The organism is Microlunatus antarcticus (assembly GCF_014193425.1).
Classification (GTDB): Bacteria; Actinomycetota; Actinomycetes; order Propionibacteriales; family Propionibacteriaceae; genus Microlunatus; species Microlunatus antarcticus.
The window spans coordinates 622,771-649,757 of record NZ_JACHZG010000001.1 but is presented as its reverse complement, the minus strand read 5'-3'; the positions used below and the strand labels follow the sequence as shown (position 1 = coordinate 649,757).

23 protein-coding genes are annotated in these 26,987 nt (G+C 73.3%); 11 read left to right on the top strand and 12 right to left on the bottom strand.

The window, feature by feature from the left end; translation table 11 throughout:
- Nucleotides 1-31: 31 nt before the first annotated feature.
- Nucleotides 32-1,282 (bottom strand): amidohydrolase, encoded by a 1,251-nt coding sequence (locus tag FHX39_RS02960; RefSeq protein ID WP_183336671.1) that lies wholly within the window; start codon nucleotides 1,280-1,282, stop codon nucleotides 32-34.
- A gap of 164 nt (nucleotides 1,283-1,446) precedes the next feature.
- Here FHX39_RS02960 and FHX39_RS02955 point away from each other — a divergent pair, with 164 nt between their 5' ends.
- Entirely contained in the window at nucleotides 1,447-2,340 is an 894-nt protein-coding gene (locus FHX39_RS02955; RefSeq protein WP_183336670.1) for a siderophore-interacting protein, read from the top strand.
- Nucleotides 2,341-2,543: 203 nt separating this feature from the next.
- Here the strand turns inward: FHX39_RS02955 and FHX39_RS02950 are convergent, their stop codons facing one another.
- Complete coding sequence (locus FHX39_RS02950; RefSeq protein WP_183336669.1) at nucleotides 2,544-4,124, bottom strand: acyl-CoA mutase large subunit family protein; 1,581 nt, start codon at nucleotides 4,122-4,124, stop codon at nucleotides 2,544-2,546.
- A 46-nt stretch (nucleotides 4,125-4,170) separates the two neighbouring features.
- Between FHX39_RS02950 and FHX39_RS02945 the strand changes: the two genes are divergently transcribed.
- The 3 genes from FHX39_RS02945 to FHX39_RS02935 all read left to right on the top strand — a co-directional run bounded on the left by FHX39_RS02945 (nucleotide 4,171) and on the right by FHX39_RS02935 (nucleotide 7,457).
- Nucleotides 4,171-6,075, top strand: a complete 1,905-nt coding sequence (locus FHX39_RS02945; protein WP_183336668.1) for a Na+/H+ antiporter — start codon at nucleotides 4,171-4,173, stop codon at nucleotides 6,073-6,075.
- Between the two features lie 273 nt (nucleotides 6,076-6,348).
- Entirely contained in the window at nucleotides 6,349-6,948 is a 600-nt protein-coding gene (locus tag FHX39_RS02940; RefSeq protein WP_332836641.1) for an RNA polymerase sigma factor, read from the top strand.
- Nucleotides 6,945-7,457, top strand: a complete 513-nt coding sequence (locus FHX39_RS02935; protein ID WP_183336667.1) for a hypothetical protein — start codon at nucleotides 6,945-6,947, stop codon at nucleotides 7,455-7,457. Before FHX39_RS02940 ends, FHX39_RS02935 begins: the two co-directional genes overlap by 4 nt.
- A 190-nt stretch (nucleotides 7,458-7,647) precedes the next feature.
- On the opposite strand, the gene FHX39_RS02930 is transcribed toward FHX39_RS02935, so the two are convergent.
- Nucleotides 7,648-8,988, bottom strand: a complete 1,341-nt coding sequence (locus FHX39_RS02930) for a hemolysin family protein (protein ID WP_183336666.1) — start codon at nucleotides 8,986-8,988, stop codon at nucleotides 7,648-7,650.
- Nucleotides 8,989-9,207: 219 nt separating this feature from the next.
- Here FHX39_RS02930 and FHX39_RS02925 point away from each other — a divergent pair, with 219 nt between their 5' ends.
- The 3 genes from FHX39_RS02925 to FHX39_RS02915 all read left to right on the top strand — a co-directional run bounded on the left by FHX39_RS02925 (nucleotide 9,208) and on the right by FHX39_RS02915 (nucleotide 13,865).
- Entirely contained in the window at nucleotides 9,208-10,524 is a 1,317-nt protein-coding gene (locus FHX39_RS02925) for a UDP-glucose dehydrogenase family protein (RefSeq protein WP_183336664.1), read from the top strand.
- A 142-nt stretch (nucleotides 10,525-10,666) separates the two neighbouring features.
- Nucleotides 10,667-12,889 (top strand): NADP-dependent isocitrate dehydrogenase, encoded by a 2,223-nt coding sequence (locus tag FHX39_RS02920; RefSeq protein ID WP_183336662.1) that lies wholly within the window; start codon nucleotides 10,667-10,669, stop codon nucleotides 12,887-12,889.
- A 16-nt stretch (nucleotides 12,890-12,905) separates the two neighbouring features.
- Nucleotides 12,906-13,865: a DNA polymerase domain-containing protein gene (locus FHX39_RS02915; RefSeq protein WP_183336660.1), complete on the top strand. Its 960-nt coding sequence runs from the start codon at nucleotides 12,906-12,908 to the stop codon at nucleotides 13,863-13,865.
- A 62-nt stretch (nucleotides 13,866-13,927) separates the two neighbouring features.
- Here the strand turns inward: FHX39_RS02915 and FHX39_RS02910 are convergent, their stop codons facing one another.
- Nucleotides 13,928-14,503 (bottom strand): uridine kinase family protein, encoded by a 576-nt coding sequence (locus FHX39_RS02910; protein ID WP_183336658.1) that lies wholly within the window; start codon nucleotides 14,501-14,503, stop codon nucleotides 13,928-13,930.
- A gap of 85 nt (nucleotides 14,504-14,588) precedes the next feature.
- Between FHX39_RS02910 and FHX39_RS02905 the strand changes: the two genes are divergently transcribed.
- The 3 genes from FHX39_RS02905 to FHX39_RS21640 all read left to right on the top strand — a co-directional run bounded on the left by FHX39_RS02905 (nucleotide 14,589) and on the right by FHX39_RS21640 (nucleotide 16,702).
- Nucleotides 14,589-15,590, top strand: coding sequence for a malate dehydrogenase (locus FHX39_RS02905; RefSeq protein ID WP_183336656.1), 1,002 nt, complete (start codon nucleotides 14,589-14,591; stop codon nucleotides 15,588-15,590).
- Entirely contained in the window at nucleotides 15,590-15,904 is a 315-nt protein-coding gene (locus FHX39_RS02900) for a hypothetical protein (RefSeq protein ID WP_183336654.1), read from the top strand. The genes FHX39_RS02905 and FHX39_RS02900 overlap by 1 nt, the downstream gene beginning before the upstream one ends.
- A 72-nt stretch (nucleotides 15,905-15,976) precedes the next feature.
- Nucleotides 15,977-16,702, top strand: coding sequence for a hypothetical protein (locus tag FHX39_RS21640; RefSeq protein ID WP_198423240.1), 726 nt, complete (start codon nucleotides 15,977-15,979; stop codon nucleotides 16,700-16,702).
- Nucleotides 16,703-16,746: 44 nt separating this feature from the next.
- Here the strand turns inward: FHX39_RS21640 and FHX39_RS20900 are convergent, their stop codons facing one another.
- From FHX39_RS20900 to FHX39_RS02870, 5 genes are read right to left on the bottom strand one after another with little or no spacing between them, the layout of a single operon-like run.
- On the bottom strand, nucleotides 16,747-17,061 hold the full coding sequence (locus FHX39_RS20900; protein ID WP_198423239.1) for a DUF3017 domain-containing protein: 315 nt from the start codon (nucleotides 17,059-17,061) through the stop codon (nucleotides 16,747-16,749).
- The gene (locus tag FHX39_RS02885; protein WP_183336652.1) at nucleotides 17,058-17,912 is read right to left on the bottom strand and encodes a bifunctional methylenetetrahydrofolate dehydrogenase/methenyltetrahydrofolate cyclohydrolase; all 855 of its coding nucleotides are present in this window, start codon (nucleotides 17,910-17,912) and stop codon (nucleotides 17,058-17,060) included. The genes FHX39_RS20900 and FHX39_RS02885 overlap by 4 nt, the downstream gene beginning before the upstream one ends.
- Nucleotides 17,913-17,960: 48 nt before the next feature.
- The gene (purH, locus tag FHX39_RS02880) at nucleotides 17,961-19,538 is read right to left on the bottom strand and encodes a bifunctional phosphoribosylaminoimidazolecarboxamide formyltransferase/IMP cyclohydrolase (protein ID WP_183336651.1); all 1,578 of its coding nucleotides are present in this window, start codon (nucleotides 19,536-19,538) and stop codon (nucleotides 17,961-17,963) included.
- Nucleotides 19,535-20,188 carry a phosphoribosylglycinamide formyltransferase gene (gene purN, locus FHX39_RS02875; protein WP_183336650.1) on the bottom strand — a complete coding sequence of 218 codons (654 nt, stop codon included), beginning with the start codon at nucleotides 20,186-20,188 and terminating at the stop codon, nucleotides 19,535-19,537. The genes purH and purN overlap by 4 nt, the downstream gene beginning before the upstream one ends.
- 10 nt (nucleotides 20,189-20,198) lie before the next feature.
- Nucleotides 20,199-21,518, bottom strand: a complete 1,320-nt coding sequence (locus FHX39_RS02870; RefSeq protein ID WP_183336649.1) for a cell division protein PerM — start codon at nucleotides 21,516-21,518, stop codon at nucleotides 20,199-20,201.
- A 184-nt stretch (nucleotides 21,519-21,702) separates the two neighbouring features.
- On the opposite strand from FHX39_RS02870, the gene FHX39_RS02865 reads away from it, so the two are divergent.
- A complete protein-coding gene (locus FHX39_RS02865) occupies nucleotides 21,703-23,415 on the top strand; it encodes a hypothetical protein (protein ID WP_183336648.1) in 1,713 nt (570 codons plus the stop codon).
- A 51-nt stretch (nucleotides 23,416-23,466) separates the two neighbouring features.
- Here FHX39_RS02865 and FHX39_RS02860 read toward each other — a convergent pair whose 3' ends face one another.
- The 3 genes from FHX39_RS02860 to sucC form a co-directional block, all read right to left on the bottom strand.
- Entirely contained in the window at nucleotides 23,467-24,699 is a 1,233-nt protein-coding gene (locus FHX39_RS02860) for an FAD-binding domain-containing protein (protein WP_183336647.1), read from the bottom strand.
- 118 nt (nucleotides 24,700-24,817) lie between these two features.
- Nucleotides 24,818-25,699, bottom strand: a complete 882-nt coding sequence (sucD, locus tag FHX39_RS02855) for a succinate--CoA ligase subunit alpha (protein WP_183336646.1) — start codon at nucleotides 25,697-25,699, stop codon at nucleotides 24,818-24,820.
- Nucleotides 25,700-25,740: 41 nt separating this feature from the next.
- Entirely contained in the window at nucleotides 25,741-26,925 is a 1,185-nt protein-coding gene (sucC, locus tag FHX39_RS02850) for an ADP-forming succinate--CoA ligase subunit beta (RefSeq protein WP_183336644.1), read from the bottom strand.
- Between the last annotated feature and the right edge of the window lie 62 nt (nucleotides 26,926-26,987).

The window sequence follows — 26,987 nt, the reverse complement described above, 5'->3', positions numbered from 1 at the left end:
CCGACCTCGAACCGTGAGGGTCACCATCCGGTCACGACGCGGGCGGCACCAGGGGCGTGGGCGTGGCCTCGACGCCGTGGCTGCTGGCCAGGTCGGCCAGCACCTTGACCCCGACGGCGATGCAGCTCTCGTCGACGCGGAAGCTCGGGTGGTGGATGTCGGGCCAGGTGGCGCTCCCGGCGGTGCGCACACCGAGGCGGGCCATGGCGCCGGGCACCTGCAGGAGCATCCAGCTGAAGTCCTCGCCCCCGAGCGACTGCTCGGTCGCGGTGACGCCGTCCGGGCCGAGCATCGCCTCGCCGGCGGCGGCCAGCCGGTCGACGCCGGACTGCGCGTTCACGGCGGGCGGCGTGCCCTCGTTGATCGCGACGCGGGCCTCGACGCCGAACGGGGCGACGAGCTGGCCCACCAGCTCGGGCAGCAGCGCCTTGGCCTGCTCCCAGCCCGGGAGGTCCAGCGCCCGGAGCGTCCCGAGGGCCTGGCCGCTGCTGGGGATCGCGTTGGGGGCCGAGCCGGCGGTGACCTTGCCCCACATCATCGAGACGCCGCTGCGCGGGTCGACCCGGCGCGCGAAGACCAGCTGCAGCTGCGTGACGAGCACGCCGAGGGCGGCGACGACGTCCTGCGTGAGGTGCGGGCGTGAGGTGTGGCCGCCGGTGCCGTTGAGCGTGACGCCGATCTGGCTGACCGCCGAGGTGACCGGGCCGACCTTGAGGGCGATCTGGCCGGCGTCCGTCCGCGGGTCGCAGTGGAGCGCGTAGACCTCGGTGACGTCGGTGAGGACGCCGCCGTCGATCGCGTCGACCGCGCCGCCGGGGCTCGTCTCCTCGGCCGGCTGGAAGATCAGCCGTACGCCGCGGGTCAGCAGGCCCTCCTCGCGCAGCCGGGCCAGCACCATCCCGACGCCGAGGACGATCGTCGTGTGGACGTCGTGCCCGCAGGCGTGGGCGACGCCGGGCACCTTGGAGGCGAAGTCGACGGCGCTGCCGTCGGGGATCGGGAGGGCGTCGAGGTCGGCGCGCAGCCCGACCAGCCCCTCGCTCTCGTCGTAGCCGTACGGGAGCACGTCGCACCACGCGCCGGTGCCGATCGGCAGGATCTTGGCGACCAGACCCACGGACTCGAGGACCTCCACCACCCGCGCGGTGGTGCGGTGCTCGGCGTTGCCGACCTCGGGGTGGGCGTGGAGGTCACGGCGGATGGCGATCAGCCGCTCGTGCAGGGCGTCGACCTCGGCGACGATCCGGGCACGGCGCACATGGTCGTCGACGGGAGCAGACATCGCCGTGCAGTCTGTCACGCGCCGTCCGGGCCGCGGGTGAGTTGGGACGACCCGTAACCAGACGGGAACCGCCGGTCCGTGGACCGGGACCGTTCGCAAGGTTAGGCTCTCCTAACTCGACCGGCGGCGACCGCGCCACCGGTCCCCCGAGGAGCAGGAGCACCGTGGGCTACTACGACGTCTACCACCGCGCGGAGGTGCTCGCCACGCGCCGGCTCACCCCGCACCTGGTCCGCGTCGAGCTGGGCGGTGACGGCCTGCGGACGTGGGAGTCCAGCGGCGTGCCCGACGAGCGCCTGGTCCTCGTCCTGCCCGCCCCCGGGTCGCGCGAGGTCGCCCGCCCGGTCACGATGCCGGACGGGACGCAGGACTACCCCGACCCCGACGACCAGCCGCCGATGCGCAGCTACACGGTCCGGCGCTGGGACGCCGACACCGGGCGGATGTGGGTCGACTTCGTCGTCCACGAGGGCGGCATCGCCTCGACCTGGGCCCAGAAGGCGGAGCCGGGCGACGTGATCTACCTGACCGAGGCGATGGGCTGGTACCGGCCGCCGGCCGACGCGACCTGGCAGCTGCTGGTCGCCGACCTGGCCGGGCTGCCTGCCCTGGCGCGGGCCGTCGAGGAGCTGCCGGCCGGCACCCGGGCGTACGTCCTGGCCGAGGTGCCGGAGGCGGCGGACCGGATCGAGGTCCCGACCGCCGGGGACGTGACGTGGACGTGGCTGGAGGGTTCCGGGAACGACTCCGGCCCGAGCCGGCTGGCCGAGACGGTGGCCCGGCTCGTGACGCCGGACGCCCCGGGCTACGTCTGGTTCGCCGCCGAGGCGAGCGCCTCGCGCGCCGTCCGCAAGCACCTGCGCCACGAGCGCGGGATGCCGGTGGCGCGCTGCACCCTCCTCGGCTACTGGCGCCTCGACTCCGAGCGCTGGGACGCCCGCTACGCCGAGGTGGCCCCGACGCTGGAGGCCGTCTACACCGAGGCCGTCGCCGCCGGCGCGACGAGCGAGGACGCGCTGGAGCTGTACGACGAGGCCCTGGAGCGGGTGGGTCTGTAGGCGCCCCGCCCGGTCGCGCGGCATACCCGTCCCGCGCTCCCGGGTACAGGGAAGGGGCGCCGGTCACGACCTGACCCGCGCCGGATCGCGCGCCGACGCGTTGAGGAGGAGCGCGTGACGACACGTCTCTCCGTCGTCACGCGCGACGACGAAAGCGTCGGGTCAGAGCGCGATCCGCGTCCGAGCGGGCGAGGACAGAAGACTCAGAAGTGCTCCGACGGGCGGTACACGCCCCAGACGTCGCGGAGGGCGTCGCTGACCTCGCCGACGGTGGCGCGGAGCGAGAGGGCCTGCTTCATCGGCGGGAGGACGTTCGCGGAACCGCGCGCCGCGGCCTTCAGCTGCTCCAGCGCGGCCCGCACGCGGACGTCGTCGCGGCCCGCCCGGATGCGGGAGACGCGGGCGATCTGCGCGGCCTCGAGGGCCGGGTCCATGCGGACGAGGTCGTACGGCTCGTCCTCGTCGAGGGTGAAGCGGTTGACCCCGACGACCACCCGCTCGCCGTCGTCGATCTGCTGGGCGATCGCGTACGCGGAGCTCTCGATCTCGCCCTTCTGGAAGCCCTGCTCGATGCCGGCCACCGCGCCGCCGCGGTCCTCGACCGCCTTCATCAGCGCGAGCGCGGCCGCCTCGACGTCGTCGGTGAGCGACTCCACGACGTACGAGCCGGCGAAGGGGTCGACCGTGTTCGTGAGATCCGTCTCGTACGCCAGCACCTGCTGGGTGCGCAGCGCGAGCCGCGCGGCCTTCGGGGTGGGCAGCGCGAGCGCCTCGTCGAACGAGTTCGTGTGCAGCGACTGCGTGCCGCCCAGCACCGCGGCCATGGCCTGCACGGCCACGCGCACGAGGTTGAGCTCCGGCTGCTGGGCGGTCAGCTGCACCCCGGCGGTCTGGGTGTGGAAGCGCAGCATCTGCGACCGGGGGTTCGTCGCGCCGAAGCGGTCGCGCATCACGTGCGCCCAGATCCGGCGCGCGGCCCGGAACTTGGCGACCTCCTCCAGCACCGTCGTGCGGGAGACGAAGAAGAAGGACAGCCGCGGCGCGAACTGGTCGACCTCCAGCCCGGCCGCCAGCGCGGCCTCGACGTAGGCGATCCCGTTGGCCAGGGTGAAGGCGATCTCCTGCGCGGGCGTCGCCCCGGCCTCGGCCATGTGGTAGCCGGAGATCGAGATCGTGTTCCACCGCGGCAGCGCCTGCGCGCAGTAGGCGAACGTGTCCCCCACCAAGCGCAACGACGCCTGCGGCGGGTAGATGTACGTGCCGCGGGCGATGTACTCCTTGAGCACGTCGTTCTGGATCGTGCCCGTGAGCAGCGCGGGGTCGATCCCGTTCTCCTCCGCGACCAGCTGGTAGAGCAGCAGGAGCACGGCGGCCGGCGCGTTGATGGTCATCGACGTGGAGACCTTCGCGAGGTCGATCCCGGCGAAGAGCACCCGCATGTCGTCGACCGTGTCGATCGCGACGCCGACCTTGCCGACCTCCCCCGCGGCCAGCGCGGCGTCGGAGTCCATCCCCATCTGCGTGGGCAGGTCGAAGGCGACCGACAGCCCGGCCGTGCCGTGCGCGATCAGCTCGAGGTAGCGCGCGTTCGACTCCGCCGCCGTGCCGAAGCCCGCGTACTGGCGCATCGTCCAGGGCCGTGACGTGTACATGCCCGGGTGCACGCCGCGCGTGTACGGGAACGCCCCCGGCCCGCCCAGCGCGACGGCCGGGTCGAAGCCCTCGGGGTCCCCCGGGCCGTAGACGTCGGAGAACGGCGTTCCCGACTCGGTCTGTCCGCTCACCCCTCGATGGTCCCACCGCCCTTGGTCCCCCTGACAGCATGTGCCCGTGGAGATCGCTCTGGAGGTGCTCGGGATCGCGGCCGTGGTGGTCGCGGTCAGCGGCCTGGCCGACCGGCTGCGCTTCTCCGCGCCGCTCCTGCTGCTCCTCGTCGGGGTGGGCGCGTCGTACATCCCGTTCATCGACGAGCCGGTGCTGACCAGCGAGGTCGTGCTCCTCGGCTTCCTGCCGCCGCTGCTCTACTCGGCGGCGATCCGGACCTCGATCATCGACTTCCGGCACAACCTGCGCCCGATCGCGTACCTGTCGGTCCTGCTCGTGGTCATCACCGCCCTCGGGGTCGGTCTGGTCACCTGGTGGCTGCTGCCCGTGAGCTTTCCGATCGCGCTGGCCCTGGGCGCGGTCGTCGCACCGCCGGACGCTGTCGCCGCCACCTCGATCGCCCGCAGCGTCGGCCTGCCCCGGCGCGTGGTGACGATCCTCGAGGGCGAGTCGCTGGTCAACGACGCGACCGCCATCACCTGCCTGCGGGTGGCCATCGCCGCCATCGGCGGCACGTTCTCGATCGCCGACGCGGGTCTCGGCTTCCTCATCGCCCTCGTGGGCGGCGTCGCCGTGGGCCTGGCCGTCGGCCTGCTGGCGGCGCTGATCCGGGTGCGGGTGCGCCGGCCGGTCTACGACACCGCGATCTCCTTCATGGTCCCGTTCGCCGCCTACCTGCCCGCGGAGGAGCTCGGCTACCACGAGTCCCACGGCTCCGGTGTCATCGCCGTCGTCACCGCCGGGCTGCTGCTCGGGCACAAGTCGCAGATCATCCAGAGCGGTCAGAGCCGGCTGAACGAGCGCGTCAACTGGGGCACGATCCAGTTCCTGCTCGAGAACACCGTGTTCCTGCTGATCGGGCTCCAGGCCCGCCGTACCGTCCTCGCCCTTGGCGCCTCGCCGCTGTCGGGCGGCCAGATCGCCGGCTTCTGCCTCGCCGTCCTGGCCACGGTCGTCGTGCTGCGCATGGCCTGGGTGTTCCTCATGCGGATCTCGCTCTTCCGACGCCGTCGCGACAACGACGACGACGAGGTGAAGGTCCCGTGGCAGGCCACGCTCGTGGTCGGCTGGGCCGGCCTGCGCGGCGTCGTCACGCTGGCCGCGGTGCTGCTGATCCCGGACAACGAGTTCACCCACGAGATCCGCCCGGTGCTGATCTTCGCGGCGATGGTCGTCACCTTCAGCACGCTGCTGCTCCAGGGCCTGACCCTGCCGCCGCTGGTCCGCAAGCTCCGCCTGCGGGGGCCCGACGCACGCTCCGACGCGCTCCAGGCCGCGACCGTGCTCACCACCTCGACCACCGCGGCCCTCAAGGCGCTCGAAGACCTCAGCGGGTCCGCCGACAACCCCGAGGTCGTGACCCGCGTCCGGGACCGTCTCAACGCCGGGCCCGAGCGGCTCTGGGAGCGCCTCGGCGACCACAGCAACCGCGAGACGCCGGCCGAGGCCTACCGCCGGCTGCGGCTGCAGACCCTCCAGGTCCAGCGCGACGCCGTCCTCAAGGTGCGGTCCAACGGCACGGTCGACCACGAGGTCGTCGAGGAGGTCCTCGACTCGTTCGACATCGAAGAGTCGATGCTGACGATCTCCGGCGAGCGCGCCGACGAGATCGACGAGGCCGACGACGAGGTCCGGACGCCGGTCGACCCCATCGGTCCGTGCCAGCACCTCGAGGACGCCCCGACCGAGGTCGAGCCCATCGGTGACGGGCGCTGCCTGGACTGCGTCCGCGAGGGCACCACCCCCGTGCACCTGCGGATCTGCCTGGCCTGCGGCAACGTCGGCTGCTGCGACTCCTCCGTCGGCCGCCACGCCGACAAGCACTTCCACGCCGAGAAGCACAAGGTCATGCGCAGCTTCGAGCCCGGCGAGGACTGGCGTTGGTGCTACGTCGACGAGCGGTTGGGGTGAGAGGGACCGCGCGCACGAGCGCCTGAAGACGACCGCCGCCGGACCAGGCGCCGGTGCCTGGACGAGGAGAGCGTGACGACACGTTCTTCCGTCGTCACGATCGACGAGGAAGGCATCGGGTCAGAGCCTGGGCCGCGTCGGAGCGGAGCGGAGACAGAAGGCACGTATCAGGGACTGTTGCTCGCGCCTCTGCTGCGGTATGAATCAGGACAGGTCGGGGCCGTCGGGCTCGAGGAGCCCGTGAGCCGCAAGGCTGGAGGCTGTCGTGCGGACGTGGTCGTGGTGACCGGCGGTGCGGTCGAGGACAGCCTCGCCGTACGGGCCGGCCGGATGTTCGCCGCCTACCGGGCCGGCGACGGCTCGGCGATGGGCGACCTGGTCCGGACCCTGACGCCGCTGCTGTGGCACACCGTGCGCGCGACCCGTCTGGACGCCGCGGCCGCCGAGGACGTGCTGCAGACGGTCTGGCTGAGCCTGGTGCGCCACGGCGACACGATCCTCGAGCCGAACGCGGTCCTGCAGTGGCTGGTGGTCTCGGCCAAGCGGGAGGCGTGGCGGGTCTCGCGTGGCCAGGACAAGGTGCGGCCCGAGGACGTCGAGACCACGCGGGCGAGCGAGACCGACGGCGCGCCCGAGGTCGGCGAGCAGGTGGCCGGGGCCGAGGCCGACGACGTCCTCTGGCGCCACGTCCAGCAGCTCCCGGAACGCTGCCAGACCCTGCTCCGCGTCATCGCCTTCGCGACGAAGCCGGACTACGCCCAGATCGCGCGCGCCCTCGGGATGCCGGTGGGCAGCATCGGGCCGACGCGCGGCCGGTGCCTGGCCAAGCTGCGGCTCGCGCTCGCGGCCGACCCGCAGTGGGGTGCCGCGTGAACGCGTCCACCCCCGGGGGCGGCGCCACCCCGGAGGAGCTGGCGGCCGCCGCGGAACCGGTCTCGGCCGAGGACGTCGCCCTGCTCGAACGGCTCGGCGCCCTGTGGCAGCAGCACGACCCGGTGCCCGACGGGCTGGTCGACCGGATCGAGTTCGCGCTGACGCTGGACGCGCTGGAGACCGAGGTCGCGACGCTGACGCTCGTCGACCTGGCCCCCTCGGGCTCACGGGCCGGCGAGACGGAGTCCGTCCGGACGGTCACCTTCACGAGCGAGACGCTCGACACGATGGTCACGCTGACCGACGCCCCCGACGGCACGGTCCGTGTCGACGGATGGATCGCGCCGGGCGCCGCGATGCGGGTCGAGCTGCTGCTCGACGGCGCCACGCTCGAGGTCGACGCGGACGAGGACGGTCGGTTCGTGCTGGAGTCGGTGCCGAAGGGCCTGGCGAAGTTCGCCCTGCACCCGCCCGGCCGTACGGTCCTCAGCCCCGCGATCGAGCTCTGACCGCCCGTCCCGCTCGCCCCGCCGCTCATCCCACGAGCCCCAGGAGTTTCACGTTTACGTGAAAAACTCCTGCTTTGCGCACCAGATCTGCCGTGCTGAGCAGCAGAGTTTCACGTGAACGTGAAACTCCTGAGACCGGACCCGAGGACAAGGGCGACGGACCCGGAGCGCGGCGAACTCGGGGCGCGGGCTACTCGGGGGGCGGGGTGAGCTCGCTGCCGTCGACGCGGTGGACGACGAACGCGGAGGCGCGGCGGCCGTCGAGCTCGCTCACGCGCAGGGAGAGGCTGACCGGGTCGGCCTCCTCGTCCCCGACCGGGCGCCCGTCGGCGACGGCCGAATCACCGAGGGCGGGCAGCTGGCCGAGCTGGGCCATGAAGAAGCCGGCGACCGTGTCGTACGGCCCCTCGGCCAGCTCGAGACCGGTCAGGTCGGCGAAGTCCTCGAGCGTCGTCAGGCCGTCGACGGTGAGGTTGCCGCGCACGCCGGGACGCTCCGGCACGACGACGTCGTACTCGTCGCTGATGTCCCCGACGAGCTCCTCGACGAGGTCCTCCATCGTCACGATGCCGGCGGTGCCGCCGTACTCGTCGACCACGATCGCCAGGTGCGAGCGGTCGCGCCGCATCTCCGACAGGGCGTGCAGGACGCGCACCGTGTCGGGCATCCGCAGCACCGGGCGGGCGAGGTCGGACACGCGGGTGTTGCGGGTGCTGACCTCGGGGTCGAGTAGGTCGCGCACGTGGACGAAGCCGAGGACGTCGTCAGCCGACTCCCCCGTCACGGGGTAGCGCGAGTGCGGGGAGCGGAGCAGCTCCCGGACGGCCTTGTGCGCCGGCATGTCGCCGGAGATGAAGTCGACCTCGGTGCGCGGCAGCATCACCTCGCGCAGGCTGCGCTCCCCGGCGTCGAAGACGTCGTCCACGATCCGGCGCTCCTCCGCGCCCAGGGTGCTCGAGCCGCTGACCAGCGCCCGGATCTCCTCGTCGCTGACCTCCTCGCGGCCCGCCCCGGGGTCGCCGCCGAGCAGCTTCACCAGGAAGTTCGTGGACACGCCCAGCAGCCAGATGACCGGCCGGAGCACCCGGGCCACCAGGTCGACGATCGGGGCGAGCGCCATCGCGTACGCCTCGGTGCTCTGCAGGGCCAGCCGCTTGGCCGTCAGCTCCCCGAGCACGATCGAGACGTAGGCGATGAGCACCGTGATGACGATCAGCGCCACCGTCGAGGAGACCTGCTCGCTCCAGCCGAACCAGCGGATCAGGAGCGGCGAGACCGCGGCCTCGAGCGTCGCCCCGCCGAAGGCCGCGCTCAGGAAGCCGGTCAGCGTGACGCCGATCTGCACGGCGGACAGGAACCGGTTCGGGTTCTCGTTCAGCCGGGCGACGGCCTTGCCACGGCGGCCCCGGTGGGCCATCTGCTTGATCTGGCTGTCGCGCAGCGAGACGAGGGACATCTCGGCGGCGACGAAGACCCCGCTGATCAGGATCAGGAGGAGGACGACGAGGGCGTTGACGAGCGTGGGGTTCATCGCGGATGGTCCACGGGGGACTCAGGTGCTCCTTCGGAGGCGGACGACGAGGATATCGACCACCGGCCAGGCGCGCCGGGAACGTCCGGCACGGTCCGTCGTGAAGTCGCTACCACAGGGGGCGGCAACGGTGCCACTTGAGCCGGGTGACATCATTCACCCGCGCGAGGGGGCCTGAGGAAATACCCTCTGGCGTACTAAGCATGCCAAGATGCCGCCATGACTCTTCGCGTCAGCGTCATCGGCACCAGCTACCTGGGAGCCACGCACGCCGCCGGCATGGCCGAGTTCGGCCACCAGGTGGTCGGCATCGACATCGATGAGGACAAGGTCAAGATCCTCAACGCCGGCCAGTCCCACATCTTCGAGGTGGGCCTCGAGCCGCTGCTGGAGAAGCACACCTCCACCGGCCGCCTCCGCTTCACCACCGACTACACCGAGATCGCGGACTGGGCCGACGTCCACTTCCTCGCCCTCGGCACCCCGTCCCAGCCGAACGGCAAGGCCGACCTCCGCCAGCTCTACTCGGCGATCGAGAGCCTCGCGCCGCTGCTGACCGAGCCCTGCCTCGTCGTGGGCAAGTCCACGGTCCCGGTCGGCACCGCGATGCAGCTCGAGGCCCGCATCCGCGAGCTCGCCCCCGCCGGCGACGCCGTCGAGGTCGCCTGGAACCCCGAGTTCCTGCGCGAGGCGTACGCGGTCGAGGACACCCTGCATCCCGACCGGCTGGTCTTCGGCACCCACTCCCAGCACGCGCTCGACGTGCTCGCCGAGATCTACGCCCTGCCGCTCAGCGACCGGACCCCGGTCGTCCGCTGCGACATCGCGACCGCCGAGCTGATCAAGGTCGCGGCCAACTCGTTCCTCGCCACCAAGATCAGCTTCATCAACGCGATGGCGCAGATGTGCCAGGCCGCGGGCGGTGACGTCGTCCTGCTGGCCGACGCGATCGGCTTCGACAAGCGCATCGGCCGCGAGTTCCTCAACGCCGGCCTCGGCTTCGGCGGCGGTTGCCTGCCCAAGGACATCGCCGCCCTCGCCGTCCGCGCCGAGGAGCTCGGCGTCAACGTGCTGAGCGAGTTCATCCACGCGGTCGAGGCGATCAACACCGGCCAGCGCAACGAGATCGCCGACCTCGCGATCGAGCAGGCCGGCGGCGACGTCGCCGGCAAGCGCATCGCCGTCCTCGGCGCCGCCTTCAAGCCGGGCACCGACGACACCCGCAACTCCCCCGCCCTGACCGTCGCCGACCGCCTCCACGAGGCCGGTGCCGACGTCCGGATCTACGACCCCGAGGCCCGGCTCCCTCCCCGCGAGGGCTTCACCCAGGTCGCCAGCGTCGAGCAGGCCATGCTCGGCGCCGAGATGGTCCTGCACCTGACCGAGTGGCCCGAGTTCCGCCAGCTCGACCCGGAGAAGCTGTCGCACCTGGTCAAGGCCCAGATCATCATCGACGGCCGCCTCAAGCTGCACGCCCCCACCTGGCGCAACGCCGGCTGGAAGGTCGTCCAGATCGGCCGCGCCGCCACCATGTGACCCAGCTCGTCCCACCCGTCTGACCTGCCCGCGAGCGGTAGGTTGCGGTGCATCTACTGCGGTAGATCGCGCGGCAACCTACCGCTCGCGCGGGTTTGCGGGGGTGTGGGGTGCGCGCAGACGCGCGCGATAGGTTCTTGGGGTGAGCGACGCGACGATCATCTACACCCACACCGACGAGGCGCCGATGCTGGCGACCTACTCCCTGCTGCCCGTCATCCAGGCCTTCACGGCCCAGGCGGGGGTGGAGGTCGAGACGCGGGACATCTCCCTCTCGGGCCGCATCATCGCCCAGTTCGCGGACCGGCTGCCGCCCGAGCAGCAGCTGCCGGACGCACTGGGCGAGCTCGGCCGACTGGCGCAGACGCCGCAGGCCAACATCATCAAGCTCCCGAACGTCTCCGCCTCCGTCCCCCAGCTCAAGGCCGCGGTCGCCGAGCTGCAGTCGCAGGGCTTCGCGCTCCCCGACTACCCCGACTCCCCCTCGACCGACGAGGAGCGCGACGTCCGCGCCCGCTACGGCAAGGTCATGGGCAGCGCGGTCAACCCCGTCCTCCGCGAGGGCAACAGCGACCGGCGCGCCCCCGCCTCGGTGAAGCAGTACGCCCGCTCGCACCCGCACTCGATGGGCGCCTGGTCCTCCACCAGCAAGACCAACGTCGCGCACATGGCCGCGGACGACTTCCGCTCGAGCGAGACCTCCGCCGTGATCGACGAGGCCGGCTCCCTGCGGATCGAGCTCGTGGGCGAGGACGGCACCACCACGGTCCTCAAGGACAAGGTGGCGGTCCGGGCCGGCGAGGTCGTCGACGCCACCGCGATGCACGTCGCCGCGCTCGACGCCTTCCTGGCCGAGCAGATCGCCCGCGCCCGCGCCGAGGGCGTGCTGTTCTCGGTGCACCTCAAGGCCACGATGATGAAGGTCTCGGACCCGATCATCTTCGGCCACGTGGTCCGCGCGTTCCTGCCCGACGTCTTCGCCGCGTACGGCGACGTCCTCCTCCCTGCCGGGCTCAACGGCAACAACGGCCTCGGCGCGATCCTGGCCGGGCTCGACGCGCTGCCCCAGGGCGCCGAGATCCGCGCCGCGATCGACGCCGGCCTGGCCGCCGGCCCGCCGCTGGCGATGGTCGACTCCGACCGCGGCATCACCAACCTGCACGTCCCGAGCGACGTCATCGTCGACGCCTCCATGCCGGCCATGATCCGCATCGGCGGGCACATGTGGGGCCCGGACGGCGCGGAGGCCGACACCCTCGCGGTCATCCCGGACTCCTCGTACGCCGGCATCTACCAGGTCGTCATCGACGACTGCCGGGCGCACGGCGCGTACGACGTCACGACGATGGGCTCCGTGCCCAACGTCGGGCTGATGGCGCAGGCCGCCGAGGAGTACGGCAGCCACGACAAGACGTTCGAGGTCGACCGGCCCGGCACCGTCCGGGTGGTGGCCGAGGACGGTTCCGTCGTCCTGCAGACGCCCGTCGAGACCGGGGACGTCTGGCGCATGTGCCAGACCAAGGACGTCGCCATCCGCGACTGGGTCAAGCTCGCCGTGACCCGCGCGCGGGCGACCGGCAAGCCGACGGTCTTCTGGCTCGACGAGGGCCGGGCGCACGACGCGAACCTGATCCGCCTCGTGCACATCTACCTGGCCGACCACGACACCGACGGCCTCGAGATCTCGATCCTGCCGCCGGTGGAGGCGACCGCGTTCTCGCTGGAACGGATCCGCCGCGGCGAGGACACGATCTCGGTCACCGGGAACGTGCTGCGCGACTACCTCACCGACCTGTTCCCGATCCTCGAGCTGGGGACGTCGGCCAAGATGCTCTCGGTCGTCCCGCTGATCAACGGCGGCGGGCTCTTCGAGACCGGGGCCGGCGGCTCCGCGCCCAAGCACGTGCAGCAGCTGGTCCGCGAGGACTACCTGCGCTGGGACAGCCTGGGCGAGTTCCTGGCGTTGGCGGTCAGCCTCGAGCACCTCGCGCAGACGACCGGCAACGCCCGGGCGCAGGTCCTCGCCGACACCCTCGACCGCGCGACGGGGACGTTCCTCAACGAGAACCGCTCCCCCGGTCGTCGGCTCGGCACCATCGACAACCGCGGCAGCCACTACTACCTCGCCCGCTACTGGGCCGAGGAGCTCGCCGCGCAGAGCGACGACCCCGAGCTGGCGGCGGCGATGAAGGACACCGCCCGGCGGCTGGCCGAGGGCGAGGAGACGATCGTCGGCGAGCTTGCCGCGGTGCAGGGCCACCCGGTCGACATCGGCGGCTACTACCGTCCCGACGTCACAAAGGTCCGTGAGGTCATGACCCCGTCGGCCACGCTGAACGGGGTCCTGACCGACCTCAACGCCTAGGGCGCAGGGCAGACCGGTGGCCGGCGAGCAGCGTCACGGGATCTCGCTGAGCTCCCTCGACGACGCGCTGTTCGCCGGCGCCGACGCCACCAAGCGCGACCTCCTCGACCACCTCGAGGCGGTCGCGCCGGTGATGCTGCCGGAGCTGGCGGACCGGCCGCTCTCGGTGGTCCGGGTGCGGCCGGGCCAGCCGCCCTTCATGCAGAAGAACCTGCCCGCGTACGCCCCGGAGTCGGTCCGGCGGGTGCCGCAGTGGTCGGAGGCGTCGCACCGCGAGGTCGTCTACGCCGTGGCCGAGGACGTCACGACGCTCGTGTGGTTCGGGAACCAGCGGGCCGTGGAGTACCACGTCCCGCTCTACCGGCTGGGCGAGCCGGACCGGCCCACCGCCCTGGTGCTGGACCTCGACCCGCCCGAGGGCAGCGGCTTCGACGTCGTCGTGGCGGCGGCGCGGGTGGTGCGTCAGGCGCTCGACGAGGCCGGGCTGGCCGGAGCGGTCAAGACCAGCGGCTCGAAGGGCGTGCACGTCGTGGTGCCGCTCGTCCCGGGGACGACGGGCGACGCGGCCGCGGCCACGCGCGCGCTGGCCGTCCGGGCGGAACGGATCGACCCGACGCTCACGACCACCGCCTATCTCAAGGAGGACCGCGCGGGGAAGGTCTTCCTCGACCCCACCCGGGCCGGCGGCGGGACGCTGGCCGCCGTCTACAGCCCGCGCGTCCGACCCGGCACGACGGTCTCGTTCCCGCTGGGCTGGGACGAGCTCGACGACGTCACCCCCGCCGACTTCACCGTGCGGACGGTGCCCGGGCTGCTCGGGTCGCGCCCGAGCTGGGCCGAACGGCTCCCCGCGCCGCAGACGCTCCCGGCCGACCTGGTCGCCGAGGGCCACACGATCCCCGTCGCCCGCGTCGCCGCGATGCACGAGGGCAAGCGGCGCAAGCGCGCGCGTGAGGCTGACGCCAGCGAGGGCTGACGGCCGTCCGCCGGATTTCTGACCCTCGTGGCCATGTCTGAGCGCGCAGTCCCGCAGAGACCTCAACGAGAGGCAGAAAACCGGAGGAAGTCGTCGACGACCACGGCGTCGACGCGCTCCTGCGGGCGCTGCGCGGCCTCGTACGCCTCCTCCGCCGGCCTCCACCGCTCGACCCACTGCTCCCGCATCGCCTCGCCGTCACGCGCCAGCGCGCGAGCGAGGCGGACCTCGTCCGGGGCGTCCACCCACAGGGTCACGTCCCAGGGAACCCCGAGGCGCACGTCGGTGCTCGACACGCCCTCGACCACGACCGGGAGGCCGGGGGCGACGTCGACCCAGCCGAGAGACGCGTCGGAGGCCCAGTCCCAGCGCTCGTAGCGCGCGGGCCGCCCGACCGCCAGCGGTTCCAGGACCTGGGCCACGAACCGGTCCCGCTCCCACGTCTCCACCGAGGGCCGCGCGAAGTCGTCGACGTGCACCACGACGGATCCCGGCAGGGCCGCGGCCACCGTCGCCGCAAGCGTCGTCTTGCCGGACGCGCCGAGGCCGTCGATCCCCACCCAGCGGGTCTCGCTCCGCCCCGCCAGCCGGCTCCGGACGAAGGCCGCCGCCTCGTCCGCCCTGATCCGGACCGCCACCTGACCTCCGCACGGCTCGTCACGTCGACTAGCGTCGGTCAGGTTAACGGCGCCCCGGGGCGCCGGCACCGACCGAGGGAGACCCGTGAGCACATCCGTCCAGCAGCCCGTCAAGATCGCCGTCACCGGAGGCGCGGGGCAGATCTGCTACAGCCTGCTGTTCCGGATCGCGAGCGGGGAGCTGCTCGGCCCGGACCAGCCCGTCCAGCTGCGCCTGCTCGAGATCACGCCGGCCCTCAAGGCGCTCGAGGGCGTCGTGATGGAGCTCGACGACTGCGCCTACCCGCTGCTCGAGTCCGTGGTGATCGGCGACGACCCCAACCAGGTCTTCGACGGCGTCAACCTCGCCTTCCTCGTCGGCGCCCGGCCCCGCAGCAAGGGCATGGAGCGCGGCGACCTGCTCGAGGCGAACGGCGCCATCTTCAAGCCGCAGGGCCGTGCGCTCAACGACCACGCCGCCGACGACGTCAAGGTGCTGATCACCGGCAACCCGGCCAACACCAACGCGCTCATCGCCCTGAGCAACGCGCCGGACATCCCCGCGGAGCGCTTCAACGCCCTGACCCGGCTCGACCACAACCGCGCCGCCGGCCAGCTGGCCATCAAGGCGGGTGTCCCGGTCGCCGACGTCAGCCACGTGACCATCTGGGGCAACCACTCGGCCACGCAGTACCCGGACATCTTCAACGCCCGGATCCGCGGCGAGCAGGCGTCGAGCGTCATCGACGACACCGCCTGGCTCGAGAACGACTTCCTGCCGACGGTCCAGAAGCGCGGCGCCGCCATCATCGAGGCGCGCGGGGCGAGCTCCGCGGCCAGCGCGGCGAAGGCGACGATCGACCACATGCACGACTGGGTCCTCGGCACACCCGAGGGCGACTGGGTCTCCATGGCCGTGCCGTCCGACGGCTCGTACGGGGTGCCCGAGGGCATCGTCAGCTCGTTCGCCTGCACGACCACGGGCGGGGAGTACACGATCCTGCCGGACCTCGAGGTCAGCGACTACTCGCGGGCCAAGATCGACGCCACGGTCGCCGAGCTCAGCGAGGAGCGCGACGCGGTCCGGTCCCTCGGCCTCGTGGGCTGATGTCGGCGGGCACCCCGGTGCCGGCCGACCCGGCCGACGCCGTCCGGGTGCCCCACCCGCTGGCCCCACGGGCCCTGCTGATGGGGATCCTGGGCGTCGTGCTCGGCGCCCTCTGCGGGGTCGGCGGCATCGTCGGCCTCCTCGGGGTGCTGACGGCCCGCGAGGCGCAGCGCGACATCGACGCCTTCCCCGACCGCTACGACGGCCGGGCGATGGCGACGGCCGGCCTCGTCACGGGCGCGGTCGGGCTCGCCGTCGGACTGGTCGTGTCCGTCGTGGTCGTCGTGGTCGTGCTCACCGGCCGCGCCTCGTAGACGTCACATCCGGCTCGTGTCCTGCGCGCGGTCACGCCGCGCGAGACCCGTGCGTACGGAATGATGTCCGCCATGAGTGAGCCGAACGACCCGAACCAGGGCCCCAGCGGTCAGTCCAACCCGTACGAGCCGCCGAGCTCGGGCGAGACGAACCCGGGCCACGCCTCGGGCGAGTCCTCCCCCGCGCCCGACCAGGGCCCGAGCGGCTACGGCCAGCCGTCGGAGTACGGGAAGCCCTCCGAGTACGGCCAGCCCTCCGAGTACGGGCAGCCCCCGGCCTACGGCCAGCCGGGCGGGTACGGCCAGCCGCAGCCCGAGTCCGGGCCGCCGCAGGGCGGTGAGTACGGCCAGCAGGGCTACCAGCAGCCGGGCGAGTACGGCCAGCCGCAGGGCGGCGAGTACGGCCAGCCCCAGGGCCAGTACGGCCAGCCCGCCGACGCGGCCCCCTACGGACAGCCCGCCCCGTACGGACAGCCGGCGCCGTACGGCCAGCCGGCTCCCTACGGCGCCGCCTACCAGGGTGGCTACGGGATGGCTCCTCAGCCGCACCCGTCGGGCACGACGGTCCTCGTCCTCGGCATCGTCGGCCTGGTCGTGTGCGGTGTGGTCGGGATCTTCGCGATCACCTCGGGCAACAAGGCCCTCAAGGAGATCGACGCCAACCCGGCGGCCTACAACAACCGCTCGACCATCACTACCGGTCGGATCCTCGGCATCATCGCCGTCGTGCTGTGGGGCATCTTCGTCGTGATCTACGGCCTCATCGCCGTCGTCGCCCTCGCGAGCGGCTCGAACTAGGCCTCAGCAGCGGCACGGCCGCAGCACGTCGCGTCCCCGTCGGCCTAGCGGCCGGCGGGGACGACGACGCTCAGGACGAGGATCGCCCCACCGGCGAGGAGCATGACGCCGACGTCGAAGGCCTTGCTCCGCACGCGCAGCAGCCCCGCCCGCCGCGTGGTCAGCACCAGGCGCAGGACGGCCCCGAGCACGAGCGCACCGCCGACGACGAGGCAGCCCGCCCGCCACGTGTCCGGGCCGAGCAGCGCCGCGACGACCCCGCCCAGGACAAGCGCCGATACCAGGAGCAGCGGCCACTGCCGCCGTGGCCGGGCCGCACCGCCGCCCGCGGGGTCCCGCTGACGCGGCACCGCGTTCACACCCCGGCGAGCGCCTCGGCGCGCTCGACGACGTTGGTCAGGAGCATGGCCCGGGTCATCGGGCCCACGCCGCCGGGCACCGGGGCCACCCAGGAGGCGACCTCGCGGACGCTCGGGTCGAGGTCGCCGACGAGGCCGGCCTCGGTCCGCGTGATGCCGACGTCGACGCACACCGCGCCGGGCTTGACCATGTCGGCGGTGATGAGGCCGGGCCGCCCGGCGGCGGCGACGACGATGTCCGCCCGGCGGGTGTGCTCCGCCACGTCGACCGTGCCGGTGTGGCACAGCGTGACCGTCGCGTTCTCGCTCTTGCGGGTCAGCAGCAGCCCCAGCGGACGCCCGACCGTCGTGCCGCGGCCGACGACGCAGACCTCCGCGCCGCTCAGCCCGATGCCGTTGCGGCGCAGCAGCTCGACGATGCCGCGCGGGGTGCAGGGCAGCGGCCCGGGCTCCCCCAGCACCAGCCGGCCGAGGTTGACCGGGTGCAGGCCGTCGGCGTCCTTGCCCGGGTCCACGAGCTCGAGGGCCCAGCCGTCGTCGAGGGCGCCGGGCAGCGGCAGCTGCACGATGAAGCCGGTGCAGGCCGGGTCGTCGTTGAGCTCGCGGATCCGGCGCTCCAGCTCGGCCGCGCTGGTCGACGCGGGGAGCTGCACCTCGATCGAGGCGATGCCCACCTGCGCGCAGTCGCGGTGCTTGCCGCGCACGTAGGAGTGCGAGCCCGGGTCGTCGCCGACGAGCACGGTCCCCAGCCCGGGGACGATGCCGCGCTCGGCCAGCGCGGCCACCCGCTCCTTGAGCTCGGCCTTGATCGTGGCGGCCAGCGCCTTGCCGTCCAGCGTCTCTGCGGTCATGCGTCCTGCCTCTGTGATCTCGAGCGTGTGCGGGGGTCGGGGACGTGCTCAGTGGTAGAAGTGCCGCGCGCCGCTCAGGTAGAGGGTGGCGCCGGCCGCGCGGGCGGCCTCGACGACCGCGTCGTCGCGCACCGACCCGCCGGGCTGGACGACCGCGCGGACGCCGGCCTCGAGGAGGATCTCGAGCCCGTCGGGGAAGGGGAAGAACGCGTCCGAGGCCGCCACCGACCCGGCGGCCCGCTCGCCCGCCCGCGTCACCGCGAGGCGGCTGGAGTCGACCCGGTTGACCTGGCCCATCCCGATCCCGACCGAGGCGCCGTCGTGGGCGAGCAGGATCGCGTTGGACTTGACCGAGCGGCACGCCTTCCAGGCGAACTCGAGGTCGGCCAGCGTCGCGGCGTCGGCCGGCTCGCCGCAGGCCAGCGTCCACCCCGACGCCTGGTCGTGGTCGGCGTCGACCGTGTCGCGCTCCTGGACCAGCAGCCCGCCGTCGATCCGGCGGAACTCGGTCCCGCCGTCGGCGAGCGGGTCGACGACGAGGATGCGGATGTTCTTCTTGCGCGCCAGCACCTCGACGGCGCCGTCCTCGTACCCGGGCGCCAGGATCACCTCGGTGAAGACCTCGGCGACCTGCTCGGCCATGGCCACGCTGACGGGGACGTTCGTGGCGATGACGCCGCCGAAGGCGGACACCGGGTCGCAGGCGTGCGCCTTGCGGTGCGCCTCGGCCACGTCGGCGCCCACGGCGATGCCGCACGGGTTCGCGTGCTTGATGATCGCGACGGCCGGTCCGGCGAAGTCGTACGCGGCCCGCCGAGCGGCGTCGGCGTCGACGTAGTTGTTGTAGGACATCTCCTTGCCGTGCAGCTGCTCCGCGCCGGCGAGCGGACGGCCCTCGCCCGGCGAGCGGTAGAGCGCCGCGGCCTGGTGCGGGTTCTCCCCGTAGCGCAGGGTCGAGGAGAGGTCCCAGGTGGCGCCGACCCAGCCGGGGAAGTCCCCGTTCCCCGAGCCGGTCGACGGGCCGGTGAGCACGCTGCCCATCCAGGAGGCGACGGCGACGTCGTACGAGGCGGTGTGCACGAAGGCGGCTGCGGCCAGCCGCTGGCGCTGCTCGAGCGTCGTGCCACCGGCACCGAGCGCGTCGAGGAGCTCGGCGTACTGGTCGGGCGAGGTGAGGACGGTCATGCTCGCGTGGTTCTTGGCGCTGGCCCGGACCATGGCGGGCCCGCCGATGTCGATCTGCTCGATGCACTCCTCTTCCGAGGCGCCCGAGGCGACGGTCTGGGTGAACGGGTAGAGGTTGCTCACCAGCAGCTGGAAGGGCGCGATGCCGAGCTCGTCGAGCTGGCTGCGGTGCGACTCCAGGCGGAGGTCGGCCAGCAGGCCGGCGTGGACCTTGGGATGCAGCGTCTTGACGCGGCCGTCGAGGCACTCGGGGAAGCCGGTGACGTCCTCGACCGCGGTCACGGGTAGCCCCGCGGCGGCGATCGTCTTCGCGGTCGAGCCGGTGGAGACGATCTCGACGCCGGCCTCGACCAGGGCGGCGGCCAGCTCGGCCAGCCCGGTCTTGTCGTAGACCGAGACGAGGGCGCGGCGGACGGGGATGCGGTCAGAGGTGGAGCTCATCGGTCCCAGTGGACCTTCCTGCCGAGCACGCGCCAGGGGCGGGTGACCAGCGCGTGGGTGGTGGAGACCAGCAGGTCGCGTTCGGCGACCTTGATCCGTTCGTGGAGCGAGTCGACCGTGTCGTCGTCGAGGACGTCGACCACGGCCTGGTCGAGGACGACGCCGGTGTCGACGCCGGCGTCGACGAGGAACACCGTCGCACCTGTGACCTTGACCCCGTACGCGAGGGCGTCCCGGGGGCCGTGCATCCCCGGGAACGCGGGGAGCAGGGCGGGGTGGGTGTTGATCGTGCGACCGCCGAAGCGGGCGAGGAAGCCCGGGCCGACGAGCTTCATGAAGCCGGCGCTGACGACGAGGTCCGGCTCGTACGCGGCGACCCGGTCGGCCAGGCCCTCGTCCCAGGCCGCGCGGTCCGGGGAGCCGGCCAGCGGGTGGACGAACGTCTCGACGCCGGCCGCCGCGGCGCGCTCGAGGCCCACGGTGCCCTCGCGGTCCGACCCGACGGCCACGACCCGGGCGCCGTACGCGGGGTCCGCGCTCGCGTCGAGGAGGGCCTGCAGCAGGGTGCCGGTGCCGGAGAGGAGGACGACCAGCCGGGCCGGGGAGGCGCCGCCCCCGTCACCGGGGACACGCTGGGCGGGGTCGGGCACGGCGGCCACCCTACCGAGCGATGACCTCGGTCTCCTCGGTCTCCTGCGTCGGGTCGCCCGCGTCGATGACCTCGGTCTCCTCCGCTCCCCCGTCCTCGGCCTCCGCCGACGGGCGCGCGAGGTGACGGACGACCCCGATGACCGCACCGGCGACCATCCCGGACAGCCCGAGCGTCGTGGTGCTCATCACGAGCAGGGGCACCAGGCGCGGGCCGAGCCCGGTCAGGCGCTCCACCCCGAGGTCGCCGCTCGTGGTCCAGGCCAGGACGGTGAAGACGAGGCCGGAGACCACGCCGGCCAGGCCGCCGAGCAGGGTCGAGGCGTCGAAGCGCCGGGTGACGCCGCCGCGCAGGACGAGCCAGGCGGCGAGCGCCCCGGCCACCGCACCGAGCGCGAGCCACCACAGCTGAAGGGTGCTGCCCGGGCCGGCGGCGGGCAGGGCGCCCAGCAGCGGCAGGCCCGGCAGGACGCCGACGGAGGTCGCGGCGGGCGCGACGACGGACCCGCTGCCCAGGCTGAAGCCGGACCCGAGGGCGTACGAGCCGGACCAGACGAGGGCGTTCGGCAGGACGGTCGCCTGGACGAGGACGAGCAGGACGGTGCCGACGGCACCGGCCTGGAGCGCGTCGTTCAGACCGACGACCCGGTCCCAGCCCGTGACCAGGCCGAGGACCAGCACGGCGGCTCCGGCCAGCAGCAGCACGCCCACGGCCCCGGCCACCGCGCGCGGCAGACCGGTCAGCAGCGTGGGCCAGGACGACCCGACCGGTCGGCCGACACGCGAGCCGGCCCCGGCCCAGGCGGCAACGAGGAGGACGAGCACGATGACGGCCCAGCGACCCGGCGCGCGCCACGGCTCGCCGAAGAGCCCGGCGGCGACGAGCACGGGCGCCGCGTACGCGAGGGTGACGACGGCCGCGACCGCGAACGGTCCCGTCCGGCTGCCCGGCGCGACCCGCCGCGCCGCGTAGCCGCCGAAGCGCCAGAGCAGTCCGGCGGTCACCACGGTCAGGCCCCAGGGCACGAGGCTGACCTCGAGCCCGCCGACGGTCACCGGCACGCCGCCGCCGAGGAGCCAGAGCCGGGTGCCGAGCCGGAGCGCGTCCGGCAGCCCGGCGTCGTCGCCCATCAGCCAGCCGCAGACGACCAGCCCGGTCACGACCACCCAGCCGACCGCGGCGGTGGCGAGGCCCCCGACGACGGCCGCCACGGGCCAGCTGACGGGGTCGACGTCGGTCCGGTCGACGTCGCGGACGGCCTCGGACGCCTCGAGGACGACGCGGTGCCGCTCGGTCGCGTCGGGACGGCGGGGGGAGGTCAACGAAGCCATGTCCCGCTCATGGTTTCCCACGGTCGCACCGCGACCGGGGCGGGACACGCGAGAGCAGGGGTAAAGTTTGGTGGTCTTCGCCCGGGGTGGATCCGCTGCCCGGGGCTCAGCACCGACGACGGCGTGGCGACGCGGTGCGCCCGTAGCCACCACGTTGCACAGCCACGAGGAGCACGTCCCGCCCATGGCCGACCGACCTACGAACCGCCCGCGCCGAGCCTTCGGTGCGGACGAGCCGACGCCGGACACCGGCGCCGGGCTCGAGGGCCGCTTCACCGAGGACGAGGCGCGCCCCATCTTCCGCGAGGACGCCGCCGACGCCGACGCGGCCACCGTCCGCACCCCGGGCGACGCGGACCCCGCGACCCCGGACAAGCCTGGGACCCCGGCCGAGGCCGCCGCGTCAGACCGGGCCGAGGGCGAGGACGCCACCGCCGCGCCGCGCACGAAGCGCCTGAACTTCACGCCGGCGACCCGCCCCGCGGAGGACGACGCCACCACCCTCCTGCCGCGGACGACCGGTCGGCCCGAGACCGCGCCGCTCGGCCTCTCCGGTGACCGGAGCGACGACGAGGACCTGGACGAGCGGCCCCGCCGGCTCGGCCGTCGCGGTCGACTGGCCGTCCTGGTCGGGGCGGTCGCCGCCGTCGTGGTCGTCGGCATCGCCATCGGCACCGCCGTCATCGGCGTGCGCGACCAGCCCGGCGCGGGCGGGGACCCCGGCCCCTCGTCGAGCGCCCCGGTCACCCCGAGCGCGACGGCCCTGCTCGACGACACGTCGATGCTGTCGGTCGAGGGTGCCCAGCTGATCGCCGGCAACCGGACCTGGACCGCGGGCAGCACCGTCCGGGGCCCGGTCCCGGACGGCTCCGGGGCGGCGTGCCTCGGCAGCGACCCGCTCGAGGGCGCGCCGACCGCGCAGCAGACGATCACCCGCACGCTCACCGCGGACGGCTCCGGTGCGCAGTCGGCGGTCCACGTCGCCCAGGCGTACGCCTCGGTGGAGGACGCGACGCAGGCGTTCGCGACCACGAGCCGGGCCCTGGGGAGCTGCGCGGTGGCCGGCGACTGGCTGTTCACCGGCCGCGTCGTCGAGGGTGTCGGCGACGAGGCGACGGCCGTGGCCGTCCACTCCACGGTCGGCGGAGAGCGCACGCAGCACTGGGTGGTGGCGAGCCGCACCGGCCGCGTCCTCGACGTGGTCGACGCCTCGACCCCGGGCAAGACCGCCCTCAACGTGAACGACGTGACCAAGGCCGTCGCCTCCGTGGTCACCGGCCAGTGCGGCCCGGCGGGCGGCGCCTGCGCGACGACCGTCAGCACCAAGGACGGCCCGCCCCCGGCCGGCGGCGACGAGCCGGGCTTCCTCGCCACCGGCGACCTGCCGCCCGTGGGCTCGGTCACCGCCCCCTGGGTGGGCACGCCGGTCCAGGCGCCGAGCGAGGACTTCTCGGGCTCGCAGTGCGAGTCGGTGAACTGGTCGACGACCGCCGCCACGGCGAAGAGCTCGCGCGTCTACCTCCTCCAGGACGTGCCCGGGATCTTCGGCCTCAACGAGATCGTCCTCACGGTGAAGGACGCGGACACCGCGTCCAAGCTGGCCGAGAAGGTCCGCAGCGACTGGTCGAGCTGCAAGGAGCGCAAGCTCACCGCGACCGTCGACTCCCCCACCAAGGTGACCGGGGTGGCCGCCGAGGGCGCCGCCGTCACCGGCTGGACGACCGAGGTCGAGCAGAAGGCCGGTGGCACCACGACCCGCTTCCGCGTCGGGATCGCGTCGTCCGGCGACAAGGTCGCCTTCGTCTTCCTCAACCCGCAGAAGGGTCTCGACGTCGACGGCGACGACTGGAACACCGTCGCCGTCCGCGCGGTCCAGCGCGCGACCCAGCAGCAGTGAGCCCGGCCCGGTCCGGCCTTCAGCCGATCCGCGTCGGGCAGGTCGGGCCCCTCAGACCTTGAGATCGCGCCGCCAGGCGGTGTAGCTGCCGACCGACGCCGGCCGGGGCCGGGCCAGCCAGGGCCAGGGGTGGACCTCGACCGGCTGCAGGCGGGCGGAACGTTCCTGCCAGCCCGGCACCGGGGTCCAGGTCGCCGCCAGCCGTCGACCGTCGAGCTCGTCGACGACGTCGCCCCGGCGGACCTCGAGCTCACGTCGGGCGGCCAGCTCCCCGAGGGTCTGCGCGAGGAAGACCAGCCGCTTGCCCGAGAGGCGCAGCCGGGCCAGCAGCGGCTCGTCGAAGACGAACACGGCCGGGCGCGTCTCGTCGGCCGCCAGGGCCGGGTCGTCGTCGCCGAGCAACTCCGCGGTCAGCCAGACCGCCTCCCCACCGTCCCCCTCGACCTCGGCCGGACCGGCCGGGATCGGCCCGCGCGTCAGGTCGGCGCGGTCAGGCACCCGGTCCAGGCTCACCTCGGGCCACTCCTCGATCGGGCAGGCGTCGCGCAGCGGGCAGCGGCGGCAGAGCTGCGGGGCGCGCTTCTGCACCTGCCAGCGGCTGAACCCGTACGCCTTGCTGCTGCCGGTCCCGGTCGTCCACTGCCAGCCCAGGCCGTTGGCCGCGCGGGAGCCGTCGAGCAGGTGGGCGAACATCTCCTGCTCGCCCTCGCGCCAGTCGGCGCCGGCCCGGACGGCCCACTGCGACGCCAGCCACATCCGGGTCTGGTTCACGACCCAGCCCTCGTCGTGGAGCTCGCCGACGACGAAGTCCATGCACGCCATCGAGCGGTCCCAGGCCGGCCGGTCCCAGCTCTGGCGGCCCTCGGTCGGGGACGCGTTGCGCAGCGACGACCGCAGCCGGCGCCCGAGGCGGGAGTAGAGGTGGCGGGCGTACTCCTGCCACAGCAGCTCGTCGCGGAACCGCTTGCGGTCGAAGGACGGCGCGTCCTGCACGGCGGCCCACACCCGCGGCAGCGTGAGCAGGCCGTAGCGGATGTAGGGAGAGAGCCGGCTCGAGCCGCGACGCTCCTCGGGGAGGACGGTGCTGCGGGTGTTCGCGTAGCCGCTGATGTCCAGGGTGGCCAGGGCCGTGTCGGCCGCGGCCTGCCCGCCGTCGAACCCTCCGGCCCGTACGCCGTCCGGACCCTCGAGCGTCAGGTCACCGAGGTGCTCGGCCACCCACCGCTCGACGTCGGCCACGCTCGCGCCGTCGGCCGTGGACGGGGGGACGGGGAGCAGAGGCACGGGTGATGTTTCGCCCGCCGCGTCGCCCGTGGATGCCCGACGAGGTCCGAGAACCGCAACGGGCGGGATCCCGCACCGTGGAGGTGCAGGATCCCGCCCGTTGTCGACGGACGTCGAGCTAGAGCGCCTGGATGACCTCGCGCATGATCTGCGCCGTCTCGCTCGGGGTCTTGCCGACGCGCACACCGGCGGCCTCGAGGGCCTCCTGCTTGCCCGCCGCGGTCCCGGCGCCGCCGGAGACGATGGCCCCGGCGTGGCCCATGGTCTTGCCCTCCGGTGCGGTGAAGCCGGCGACGTAGCCGACGACGGGCTTGGTGACGTTGGCCTTGATGAATTCCGCCGCACGCTCCTCGGCGTCGCCGCCGATCTCGCCGATCATGACGATCGCGTCGGTGTCGGGGTCGGCCTGGAACGCGGCCAGCGCGTCGATGTGCGTCGTCCCGATGACCGGGTCGCCGCCGATGCCGACGGCCGAGGAGAAGCCGATGTCGCGGAGCTCGTACATCATCTGGTAGGTCAGGGTCCCGGACTTGCTGACCAGGCCGATGCGTCCCGGCGGGGTGATGTCGGCGGGGATGATGCCCGCGTTCGACTGCCCGGGAGAGATCAGCCCGGGGCAGTTCGGCCCGATCAGGCGGGTGTCCGAGCCCTGGGAGAGGGCGTAGAACTCGGCCGTGTCCTTGACCGGGACGCCCTCGGTGATGACGACGGCCAGCGGGATCTTGGCCTCGATGGCCTCGACGACCGCGCCCTTGGTGAACTTGGCCGGGACGAAGATGACCGTGACGTCGGCGCCGGTGGCCTCCATGGCCTCCCCGACCGAGCCGAAGACGGGCACGCTCGTCCCGTCGAAGTCGACGGTCTGACCGCCCTTGCCCGGCGTCACCCCGCCGACGATCTGGGTGCCCGAGGCCAGCATCCGCGCGGTGTGCTTGCGGCCCTCGGACCCGGTCATGCCCTGGACGATGACCTTGCTGTCAGCGTTGAGGAAGATCGACATGTTCTGGTTGCTCCTGTTGCTCTCTGCGCTCGTGGACCGGGTCAGGCGGCCTGGGAGGCCAGCTCGGCGGCGCGGGCGGCGGCGCCGTCCATCGTGTCCACCTGCTCGAGACCGGGCAGGCCCGCGTCGACGAGGATCTGGCGGCCCAGCTCGGCGTTGTTGCCGTCCAGCCGGACGACCACGGGCTTCGTCACGGCCTCGCCGCGGCCCTCGAGCAGCGCGTACGCCTGCACGATCCCGTTGGCGACCGCGTCGCAGGCGGTGATACCGCCGAAGACGTTGACGAAGACGCTCTTCACCTGGACGTCGCCCAGGATGATCTCGAGGCCGTTGGCCATGACCTCGGCGCTCGCGCCGCCGCCGATGTCGAGGAAGTTCGCGGGCTTGGGCTCGCCGGGGAGCCCGGAGCCGGCGTACGCGACGACGTCGAGCGTGCTCATGACCAGGCCCGCGCCGTTGCCGATGATGCCCACCGAGCCGTCGAGCTTGACGTAGTTGAGGCCCTTGGCCTTGGCGGCCGCCTCCAGCGGGTCCTCCGCGGAGGTGTCGGCCAGCGCCGCGTGCTCGGCGTGCCGGAAGGCCGCGTTCTCGTCGAGGGAGACCTTGCCGTCGAGGGCGACGATGTCGCCGGAGCCGGTGAGGATCAGCGGGTTCACCTCGACGAGCGTGGCGTCCTCGCCCTCGTAGACCTGGCCGAGCGTCTGCATCACGCGCCCGATCTCCTCCGCGACGTCGGCGTCGAAGCCCGCGGCGGCGACGATCTCGGCCGCCTTCGCGGCGTCGATGCCGACCAGCGGGTCGACGGGGATCCGGGCCAGGGCCTCGGGGCGCTCGACGGCGAGCTGCTCGATCTCCATGCCGCCTTCCTTCGAGGCCATCGCGAGGTAGCGGCGGTTGGCCCGGTCGAGCAGCAGCGAGAAGTAGTACTCCTCGGCGATGTCGGCGCCCTCGGTGACCATGACGGTCTCGACGGTCAGGCCCTTGATGTCCATGCCGAGGATCTCGGCGGCCCTCTCGCCGGCCTCCTCGGGCGTGCGGGCCAGCTTGACCCCGCCGGCCTTGCCGCGTCCGCCGGCCTTGACCTGCGCCTTGACGACGACGACGGGCGTGCCCAGCTGCCGGGCGGCCTCGACCGCCTGCTCCGGCGTGGTGGCGGTGATGCCGCGCAGCACCGGCACCCCGTGGGCCTCGAAGATGTCGCGTGCCTGGTACTCGAACAGGTCCATCCGTGGTCCTCCTGAGGCGCCCGCGTGCGCGGCGCCGAGTCGTTCGTGGTCGATCGACGAGC

Excerpts from the sequence above, each read along its gene's own strand:
- FHX39_RS02900 (WP_183336654.1), top strand. The coding sequence starts at position 15,590 with ATGTCGGCGGGCACCCCGGTGCCGGCCGACCCGGCCGACGCCGTCCGG.
- FHX39_RS02870 (WP_183336649.1), bottom strand. The coding sequence starts at position 21,518 with ATGGCTTCGTTGACCTCCCCCCGCCGTCCCGACGCGACCGAGCGGCAC.
- FHX39_RS02930 (WP_183336666.1), bottom strand. The coding sequence starts at position 8,988 with ATGAACCCCACGCTCGTCAACGCCCTCGTCGTCCTCCTCCTGATCCTG.
- FHX39_RS02960 (WP_183336671.1), bottom strand. The coding sequence starts at position 1,282 with ATGTCTGCTCCCGTCGACGACCATGTGCGCCGTGCCCGGATCGTCGCC.
- sucD (WP_183336646.1), bottom strand. The coding sequence starts at position 25,699 with ATGTCGATCTTCCTCAACGCTGACAGCAAGGTCATCGTCCAGGGCATG.
- purH (WP_183336651.1), bottom strand. The coding sequence starts at position 19,538 with ATGAGCTCCACCTCTGACCGCATCCCCGTCCGCCGCGCCCTCGTCTCG.
- FHX39_RS02885 (WP_183336652.1), bottom strand. The coding sequence starts at position 17,912 with ATGACCGCAGAGACGCTGGACGGCAAGGCGCTGGCCGCCACGATCAAG.
- FHX39_RS02925 (WP_183336664.1), top strand. The coding sequence starts at position 9,208 with ATGACTCTTCGCGTCAGCGTCATCGGCACCAGCTACCTGGGAGCCACG.
- FHX39_RS02865 (WP_183336648.1), top strand. The coding sequence starts at position 21,703 with ATGGCCGACCGACCTACGAACCGCCCGCGCCGAGCCTTCGGTGCGGAC.
- sucC (WP_183336644.1), bottom strand. The coding sequence starts at position 26,925 with ATGGACCTGTTCGAGTACCAGGCACGCGACATCTTCGAGGCCCACGGG.
- FHX39_RS21640 (WP_198423240.1), top strand. The coding sequence starts at position 15,977 with ATGAGTGAGCCGAACGACCCGAACCAGGGCCCCAGCGGTCAGTCCAAC.